Source organism: Pseudomonas sp. W15Feb34 (assembly GCF_023127765.1).
Classification (GTDB): Bacteria; Pseudomonadota; Gammaproteobacteria; order Pseudomonadales; family Pseudomonadaceae; genus Aquipseudomonas; species Aquipseudomonas synxantha_A.
Window position 1 is genome coordinate 136909 of record NZ_SPKN01000023.1, and the last position, 9150, is coordinate 146058.

Here is a 9150-nt window from a genome sequence, read left to right on the forward strand (position 1 = left end):
TTGCCCGATTACTTACCGCTTAGCGAGTAACGCGGCTGGTACCGTCAACGGTCATGATGCGTACGCGGTCACCGATGCGGAAGATTTCATTTTCCTGCACGGCTTGTACGTAGGCGCGCATGCTGCCGTCGTCTTCGCGCACGGTGATTTCCACGCCCTGGGTGCGGGTCAGGCCTTCTTCGGTGGCCGAGCCCAGCAGGCCGCCCGCGACCGCGCCGATTACAGCGGTGACGATGCTGCCACGGCCGCCACCGATGGCGCTGCCGCCAACACCACCGATGACTGCGCCAGCAGCGCCGCCGATTGGGGTCTTGGTGCCTTCGATTTTCACCGGACGCAGGGATTCGATGGTACCCATGCGCACGGTCTGAACGCGACGCGCCTCATCACGGGAGTACGAGTCGCCGGTCAGACTCGAGGCGCAGCCACCCAACAGCAATGACAGGGTGGTAAAGCAGGCAACTAGTAAAACGGACTTACGCATAGCATCAACTCCAAAGGACAGGTATTCATTAAACGCTGTGGCTTGGCGCCTGTCACGGCAAGCCGGGCAGAAAATTGCTTTCATTCAGCCTGAGTACAGACTGCCAGCACCAGAAAACACGACCAACGGTAGCCTAACTGTGGTGCGCAACGGTGCCATCAGCTGCTTGATCATTGTAGCCGCACAATCAAAAGCGCCGAAGTCTCCTGAATAGAGACGTCGGCGCAATGGGCATGATTCAGGCGCAATGACGAAAGGTGACGCTCAGGGCGCCAGACGCTCGCGGATCCATTGAGCGTCTTGTACACGATAGTTGAGACGATCATGCAGGCGGCTGGCGCGGCCCTGCCAGAACTCGATGCGCTCGGGCAGCAAACGGTACCCACCCCAATGCTCGGGGCAATCGGGCTGGGTATCGCTGAAACGCTGTTCGGTGGCCTTGAGCAGATCGTGCAGCTCTTCACGGTCACGAATGACCCTGCTCTGCGGGGATGCCCAGGCGCCGAGGCGGCTGCCCAACGGGCGCACCTGGTAATAGGCATCCGACTCTTCAGGGGTGACCTTGACCACGCGCCCTTCAATACGCACCTGGCGTTCCAGGGTCGGCCAGAAGAACGTCATGGCCGCAAACGGCCGCGCCGCAAGTTGCTCACCCTTGGCGCTCTGGTAGTTGGTGAAGAAGGTAAAGCCCTGTGCATCCAGGCCCTTGAGCAACAGGATGCGACAGTGCGGGCGACCGTCCTGGTCGACCGTCGCCAGGGTCATGGCATTGGCCTCCACCGGCGGCTGTTCGGTTTTCACCGCGTCGCCAAACCATTGGTGGAACAACGCAAACGGCTCGCCGGGGGCCTGGGCCTCGCTCAAACCGTCCCGTGTGTAGTCACGGCGCATATCAGCCAGTGCCTGGGTCATGCGGCTTTATCCTTATGGTTCAACGGCTCAGTTTTTCGCCTGGTCGTTCGAAGCGGGTGCAGCAGCCTTGGCTTTGGTTGCAGCCGGCTTCTTCGCAGCAGGTTTGGCCGCGGCCTTTTTAGCCGCTGGCTTGGCGGCCGCTTTCTTGGCCGGAGCCTTCTTGGCTGGTGCTTTTGCCGCTGGTGCCGGGGCTGGAGCATTCTGCACGGCAACCATTTCAGCAACCGGTGGCGTCTTGCCCGAATTGTACTGGCTCAGCAGTGCAAGCATCGTTGTACGCTGAGTGAACATGATTTCCATGCGACGATTCAGCGCACGCCCCTGGTTGCTGTCGTTGGCGGCACGCGGCATAAGGTCGCCCATGCCACGCAGCATCAAGCGGTCCTGCTTCAAACCACTGAGGCTGAAGATCGAAGCAATCGACTGCGCACGCTCCTTGCTCAACGCCTGGCTCGCAGGAGCGCTGCCGGTGGCATCGACGTGGCCCAGAACCAGTACGGCGGTCTTGGGATCAGCCTCAACGGCCTTGGCCACACGAGTGAACGGGCCCAAAGTCACCGGCAGCAGCATCGCCGGACGCTTCGGGTTGTAGGAACCGTCTACCGGGGCAATCACGACCAGCACGTTGTCGCGACGCTCCAGTTGCAGCGAACTGCCCTTGATGGCCTCGCGCAGGCGTGGCTCGTAGTCGTCCAGCCAGGCTTGGGTGATTTTCGGGTCAGGCATTGGCACATTGGTCACGTCGACCTTGGCCAACGGCTTTGGCTTGCTTTCGAACGGCCACCACCAGCGGGGTTCGGCGTCGGTCTTGGCGACGACAGGTGCCGCGTCGGAAGTCGGGGTTGCGGCCTTCAGGTCGGCTTTCAGGTCGGCCTTGGCATCGGCGGCTTTTTCTTCGGCACTCTTGGTGGAGAACGGCCACCAGCTGTAGCCGGTATCAGCCTTGGCGGGCGAAGCAGGTGCAGCAGCAGCGGCGACAGGTTCAACAGGCTTGGCGCCGGCAGCTGGTTTGGCATCCGGCTTGGCGTCGGTTTGGGTCACTGCGTCCTTGGTCGCAGCCTTGTCCGATCCAAATGACCACCAATGCCCACCTTCGGCATCATTTTGTGGAGTTTGTGCGCAACCTGTAATAGTGAGGCACAGCGCCAGTGCCAAGGACTTGTTCGATAACATGAGATATCCACAAAATGAGAAAAAACCAGGGGGCCTGATGACCCGTTAAACAGACGCTTAAAGAACATTCAAGTTACAACATGTCGTTCAGCATCTTTTTATACTTGCCTTTGTAACAAAAAATTGTGAAACAGCAAGGGGTTTATAGACAACCGGCCAATATTCCGACCAACTTCTGCGCACGCGGGTCCATAAGTACGTAAGGGCCCAGGGTATTAGTCACAAAACCGAACGCTACATCATGTTCAGGGTCGGCAAAACCCACTGAGCCCCCTGCGCCGGGATGCCCGAAAGCACGTGGCCCGAGGCCGAACGTGGCATTGGGCAGCTGCGGTTGATCCAACATGCAGCCCAGGCCGAAACGGGTTTGGGTCAATAAGGTTTTATCCGGCCCAATACTGTGTTCACGGGTCAATTGTTCGAGCATGTCGCTTTCCAGCAAACTACCGTCCAACAAACCGCTATAAAACCCGGCCAGGCTGCGCGCATTACCGTGACCATTTGCCGCGGGCTGCTGCATGCGTCGCCATTCGGGCTTATTAGTACTGGTCAGAATAGATGGTGGATTGGCAAATGCCCGTGTGGTCATCGCCGCCGGTTCGCGCATCATTACTTGAAGTAACCGTTGCGCGGCTTCATCCCCCATATTGCCCTTGCTGCGCGCTATATGGGCCACCCGATAAAACTCTGCATCCGCCAGGCCAACGTGGAAGTCCAGCCCCAGCGGCCGTGCGACCCGTGCCACGATCGACTCACCCGGCCCGCGCCCATCGGCGCGGCGCAACAGTTCGCCGACCAGCCAGCCGTAGGTAATCGCCTCGTAGCCATGACCCTCGCCTGGTGTCCACCACGGCGCCTCGGCCGCCAGGGTGTCGACCATCAGTTGCCAGTCATACAGGGCTTCGGTAGGCAGCATTTCGCGGATGGCCGGCAGCCCGGCCTGGTGGCAGAGCAACTGGCGCAGTGTGATCGCCTCCTTGCCCGCCGCCGCGAATTCCGGCCAGTAGTCAGCCACCGGTGCATCAAGCTTGAGCTTGCCTTCGGCCACCAGTTGCAAGGCAGTGACAGCCGTGAAGGTCTTGGTGCAGGAGAACAGGTTGACGATGGTATCGCTGTGCCAGGCTTCGGCTCCGTCCTTGTCGGCAGTACCGGCCCACAGATCGACGACGGTTTGCCCGCCTACCTGGATGCACAGCCCGGCACCACGCTCCTGGGGATCATCGAACAATGCGGCAAAGGCTTCGCGTACCGCTTCGAACTGCAGCTCGTAATGACCCTGAATCTGCACCTGATTCCCCTCGCAAAGCACCATGAAAAGTGGCCGCCATTCTTTCAGCCATTGTGGGTTTTGTGAACCCGTCAACGACGAATCAATGACCGTTGCCGGAGTGCCCACCGGCATGTCCAGCGCCCTGCCCTGCGCCTTTGCCGCCCTGCCCCTGCTTGGCGCCTTCACTTTCACGCGCCGTGCGGGTCGCCTTGGCTTTTTGCGCCTCACGGCCCAACTGGTCGACCGCCGCCAGGTTGCTCTTGCGCACACTGTCAACGAAGCCCTGGAAAGGTACATCGGTGATGCCGACAAGGCCGAAATGGCCGTTTTCGCCATCCAGCAGACGCCCGGTGACCGGCTGGTCCAGGTACTGGAACCAGTGCACGCCAACAATCGACGGCTCGGCCATGGCCTGCTTGAGGAACGTGGCGTACGCCGTACCGCGATCTTCTTCGCGGGCCAATTGCGTCACGCCGCCCCAGAACGGGCCACGGTCGGCCGAGCCGAAGTTGAATTCGGTGATCAGCACCGGTTTGTCCAGCGCACGCAGGGCGGCGAAGTCATAACCGTCCTGGGGTTTTAGGGTGTACATGTTGAAGCTCAACACATCGCAATACTGAGCGCACGACGCCACTGCTTCCGGGGTGCTCACGGCAAAACGGCCGCCCAGCAACAGTTGGTTCGGCGCGTGCCACTTCAGCGAGTCGGAAATGGTCTTGAAGTAAGCGTCGGCGAAGGTCTTCTGGAAGTACTTGAAGTCAGCTTCGATTTCCGGGTGTTCAGGGCTGGGCATCGGTGGTTCGAAGCCTGGGTCTTCCATCAGTTCCCAACCCGCCAGTTGAATGCCCCAGGCTTTGGACAGACCTTCTTCGTTGCGATATTTGTCACGCAGCTGCTTGAGGAAGGCGCGCTTGGCCGGAACATCGGTGGTCATGCGCAGGGTGCCGTAAGCCAAGGCGTAGCGGGATTTTGCATCGTCGCCAGGACCGGCCCAGGCCAGTTCGTTGTCGGCAAAAAAGCCGATCAACCACGGATCGTCGCGGTGATCACGAGCGGCGATGGCCACGGCGCGTTCGGTGGCCATCGCGAAACGTGGATCGAACGGATCGGGCATACCGCCCCACCAGTCGGTGCCGGTGCTGATGCTCGCGTAGTCACCCACAATCGACAGCGGCAGGGTATAAGGCACGCGGTCGGCAGTGGCCAGGTCCTCGTCGCTCCAGTTGCCCACGGTATTGAAACCCCAGGCTTGCAGACGGTCCAGGGTGTGCGTCACCCAGCGCTTCTGGTCCAAACCCTCGCCGCCGTAAGTGCGCTGCAGGTTGGCGCCATAAAAGTCATACCAACGCCCCGAACCAAAGCCGCGACCTTCGCCGGCACCGTTGCCGGTGCGGTTATCGCTGCTGCCGTAGTACTTGTCGAAGGGTTCGCCAGCCTTGGGCAACGCCGCGAACATCCACTCACGCCCTGCCACGTAGGTCTGGCTGTTGTCCGCAGCCACGGTGTTGACCCCCAGTGAATAGAACGGATGACCTTCAGGCGTCACCAGATACCAGCGGCCGTCGCGCTTCTCTGTGCGGAAAAAGCCGCTGGAATCGAACGCCGGGCCTTTGTTCCAGCCGCCGTATTGGTCCAGGGAGGATTTGTCTCGCTCAGCCAACCAGGTTTTGAGCTGCTGCTGCTCTTTGGCGGCCGACGCCTTGAGCTGCTCGTCGCTGCTGACCTTTTCCGGCCAGCGCGCCCGGGTGGACTGGCCAAAAGCATCGACAAATTCGCTGTAGGCGGCCTTCGTTACCGGCTCGCTGTCCTGCACGCCAAAGCGCTCCAGCAGGATGCTTTGGGCGGCATTGGGCTTGATCATCGACAGGGTCACCGACACCACCTGGCTGCGGTCGATTTCGCCGGCACTGCCGGCCAGCAATACGCGCTGGCCATCCACGGTCATCGGCATCGGCGGGCCAGCCTTCATGCCCTGGCTCAGTGGCGAGTTGGCTTGCAATGGTACCAGCAGGGTCTGCGCAGGCCCGGCCGGCAGGTCGATGCGGCTGACCAGGGTCTTGCCGTCGGCGCTCTGCACCTTGACGTAGAGGGTCAGTGCCCAGTTCATCGCGCTCTGGATACGCAGGCTCATGGCGCTCGATTGCGACCAGTCCCACACACCGGATTGCGGGCTGAGCACCAGGCTTGGCTCGGCCGCCGGGTTGAAGGTGATACGGCGCAGCACCTCGCCTTCGGGAGTTTGTTCGGCGTTGTATTGGGGCAGGCTGGCGTCCTGAGTCGCCACCTTGACCACATCGGCAGGCCGGACGAAGTTGAACAGCGTTTGTTGCCCGGCAGGCGCGGCCATCAACGGCGCAGCGAACAGCAAGGCAAAAAGAGCGGGCAGCGTGCGAATCATACGAACAAGGTTCTCCCAAACGGCCGGTGAATGGCCTGGTGATAGTGATGAGATAGACCACAAAGTGGGCGAATTCGCCCACGGGGGTTTAAGAAATTTCGCGCCTGAACGGCGGCAACGCATTGAGGATAGCTTTGCCATAGCGTTGGGTGACCAGGCGGCGGTCAAGCAAGGTGATGGTGCCGCGGTCTTGCTCGGTGCGCAGCAAGCGCCCGCAGGCCTGCACCAGCTTCAATGAGGCATCCGGCACCGAGATTTCCATGAACGGGTTGCCGCCACGGGCTTCGATCCATTCGGCCAGTGCGGCCTCGACCGGATCATCGGGCACCGAGAACGGGATCTTGGCGATCACCACGTGTTCGCAATAAGCGCCAGGCAAGTCCACGCCCTCGGCAAAACTTGCCAGGCCGAACAATACGCTGGAATCACCGCCGTCGACCCGCGCCTTGTGCTTGTTCAGGGTTTCCTGCTTGGACAGGTTGCCCTGGATAAACACCTGTTTGCGCCAGTCGCGATCGAGGCCATCGAACACGTCCTGCATCTGTTTGCGCGACGAGAACAGCACCAGGGTGCCGCGCGAACCTTCCACCAGTGACGGCAGATCGCGAATGATCGCCGCCGTGTGGGCCGCCGCATCCCGAGGGTCAGCCTTGAGGTCCGGTACGCGCAGCACACCGGCATCGGCATGATGAAACGGGCTCGGTACCACAGCGGTAACGGCCTTTTTCGGCAAACCGGCGCGCATACGGAAGCGATCAAAGGTGCCCAGGGCGGTCAGCGTGGCCGACGTCACCAGGCAGCCGTAGGCCACGTTCCACAGGTTGCGACGCAGCATTTCAGCGGCGAGGATCGGGCTGGCGTTGACCTCGATATCAAACAGCGCACCGCTTTCCGACAGGGTAAGCCAACGGGCCATGGGCGGGTTGTCTTCCGGATCTTCCACGGTGAACGCGGTCCACAGCTCCCAGTTGCCCTGGGAGCGGGACAACAGGCTGCCGAACAGCGGGTACCACTCCTCGGCCTGGTTGCTGGCGATACCGATATTAACCTCGCCATCCATGCCTTCCTTGAGCAAATCCGTAAGGCGGGTGAACAAGTCGGTCAGGCGTGAAAAGCCTTTCTTCAGCTCGATGCCCATTTCGCGCATGTGCTCGGGGATCATGCCGCCGACAAAACGGTGGCGCGGGCGCTCACGGCCCTCGACATCTTCGCCGGGTTTGAAGTCGGCCACCTGTTCGCAGGCGCTGAACATGAATTGCTGTTGGGTCTTGATCTCCCGCGCCAGTTCCGGCACCTGTTCGATCAGCTTGCCCAGGTCGCCGGGCAGCGGATGCTGGGCCAGCAACTTGGTGAGGTTCTTGGCAGTGGTTTCCAGCCAGTCGGCAGTGGAACGCAGGCGCGTGTAATGGGCGAAGTGGCCGATGGCTTTGTCCGGCAGGTGGTGACCTTCGTCGAACACATAAAGCGTGTCGCGTGGATCGGGCAGCACCGCGCCGCCGCCCAGTGCCAGGTCGGCCAGCACCATGTCGTGGTTGGTGACGATGACATCCACCTTGCCCATGCCTTCGCGGGCCTTGTAGAAGGCGCACTGGCCGAAATTGGGGCAATGGCGATTGGTGCACTGGCTGTGGTCGGTGGTCAGGCGCGCCCAGTCGGAATCCTCCAGGGCGGTGGGCCAGCTGTCGCGGTCGCCGTCCCATTTGTTGCCGGCCAGTTTCTCGATCATGCTGGTAAATAGCTTCTGGCTGGCCTCGTCGACCTCGATCTTGAAGCCTTCTTCTTCGAACAGCGACGCGGTGGCGGTTTGCGCATGGCCCTCCTGCAGCAACACGTCGAGCTTGGACAGGCACATGTAGCGGCCACGGCCCTTGGCCAGGGCGAAGGTAAAGCTCAAGCCGCTGTTGCGCATCAGGTCGGGCAAGTCTTTGTAGACAATCTGCTCTTGCAGGGCGACGGTGGCGGTGGCGATTACCAGGCGCTTGCCGGCGGCCTTGGCGGTGGGGATCGCGGCCAGGCTGTAGGCCACAGTCTTGCCAGTACCGGTGCCGGCCTCGACGGCCACAACCGCAGGTTCGCCCTCGCGGCGACCTTCGTCATCGGTGTCGATATCCCCGAGGACTTTCGCCACTTCGGCGATCATCAGGCGTTGGCCGTAGCGCGGTTTCAAGCTCTTGGCTTCGAGAAAACGCGAATAGGCGCCCTGGATCGTGGTTTTGAGTTCAGTGCTGATCATGGATAGTCGGGCGCAAAAAACGCTGGATAAATTTTCAGTGGTTCGGATCGGCCGCTATCATACCCCGCTAATTAATCCCGCGCAGAACGGAGTACCACAATGACCGCGTTTAGCCTCGCTTACACCCTGCATGTACTGGCCGCCCTGATTTGGGTCGGCGGTATGTTTTTCGCCTGGATGATCCTGCGACCCGCCGCCATGGCGGCCCTTGAGGGCCCTGCCCGGCTCAAGTTGTGGGCAAATGTGTTTCAACGTTTTTTTGTGTGGGTGTGGGTCGCGGTCGTGATTTTGCCGATCAGCGGCGTTGGTTTGCTGCAACTGCGCTTCAACGGTTTTGAAACTGCACCGCGCTATGTGCAGGTGATGATGGGGTTGTATCTGGTGATGACCGCGCTGTTTATTCGTATCCAGGCGTTGAAGTTCCCGGAACTGCGCAAGGCGGTGGCGGCTGAGGACTGGCCGGCGGGCGCGGCTGCGCTGGGGCAGATTCGCAAATTGGTGGGGATTAATCTGATCGTAGGGTTGGTGGTGGTGGCGATTGCTTCGGCCCGGCCGATGTTCTGAGGCGAGGCTTGCATCGCCATCGGGGTGTGGATATCTACACAACTACAGTTCGCCGTACCCAACGGTAACCACGATGCGAAGCGAGCCGCTCTTGATCTTGATCTTGATCTGCTTTT

Annotated in this window: 7 protein-coding genes; 1 reads left to right on the forward strand and 6 read right to left on the reverse strand. The window is 61.0% G+C overall.

Annotation, left to right across the window (positions count from 1 at the left end; genetic code table 11):
* Positions 1-19: 19 nt before the first annotated feature.
* The 6 genes from E4O97_RS10510 to dinG all read right to left on the reverse strand — a co-directional run bounded on the left by E4O97_RS10510 (position 20) and on the right by dinG (position 8470).
* A complete protein-coding gene (locus E4O97_RS10510) occupies positions 20-484 on the reverse strand; it encodes a glycine zipper 2TM domain-containing protein (RefSeq protein WP_003189251.1) in 465 nt (154 codons plus the stop codon).
* Positions 485-748: 264 nt separating this feature from the next.
* Positions 749-1396, reverse strand: a complete 648-nt coding sequence (gene pdxH, locus E4O97_RS10515; RefSeq protein ID WP_032877344.1) for a pyridoxamine 5'-phosphate oxidase — start codon at positions 1394-1396, stop codon at positions 749-751.
* A 27-nt stretch (positions 1397-1423) separates the two neighbouring features.
* Positions 1424-2569 carry an OmpA family protein gene (locus tag E4O97_RS10520; protein ID WP_005785808.1) on the reverse strand — a complete coding sequence of 382 codons (1146 nt, stop codon included), beginning with the start codon at positions 2567-2569 and terminating at the stop codon, positions 1424-1426.
* Positions 2570-2711: 142 nt separating this feature from the next.
* Positions 2712-3857, reverse strand: a complete 1146-nt coding sequence (locus E4O97_RS10525) for an EstA family serine hydrolase (protein WP_032881067.1) — start codon at positions 3855-3857, stop codon at positions 2712-2714.
* Positions 3858-3939: 82 nt separating this feature from the next.
* A complete protein-coding gene (locus tag E4O97_RS10530) occupies positions 3940-6237 on the reverse strand; it encodes a beta-galactosidase (RefSeq protein ID WP_248161323.1) in 2298 nt (765 codons plus the stop codon).
* Between the two features lie 88 nt (positions 6238-6325).
* A complete protein-coding gene (gene dinG / locus E4O97_RS10535) occupies positions 6326-8470 on the reverse strand; it encodes an ATP-dependent DNA helicase DinG (RefSeq protein ID WP_005785803.1) in 2145 nt (714 codons plus the stop codon).
* A 99-nt stretch (positions 8471-8569) separates the two neighbouring features.
* Here dinG and E4O97_RS10540 point away from each other — a divergent pair, with 99 nt between their 5' ends.
* Positions 8570-9034: a CopD family protein gene (locus tag E4O97_RS10540; protein WP_122735370.1), complete on the forward strand. Its 465-nt coding sequence runs from the start codon at positions 8570-8572 to the stop codon at positions 9032-9034.
* Positions 9035-9150 lie beyond the last annotated feature (116 nt).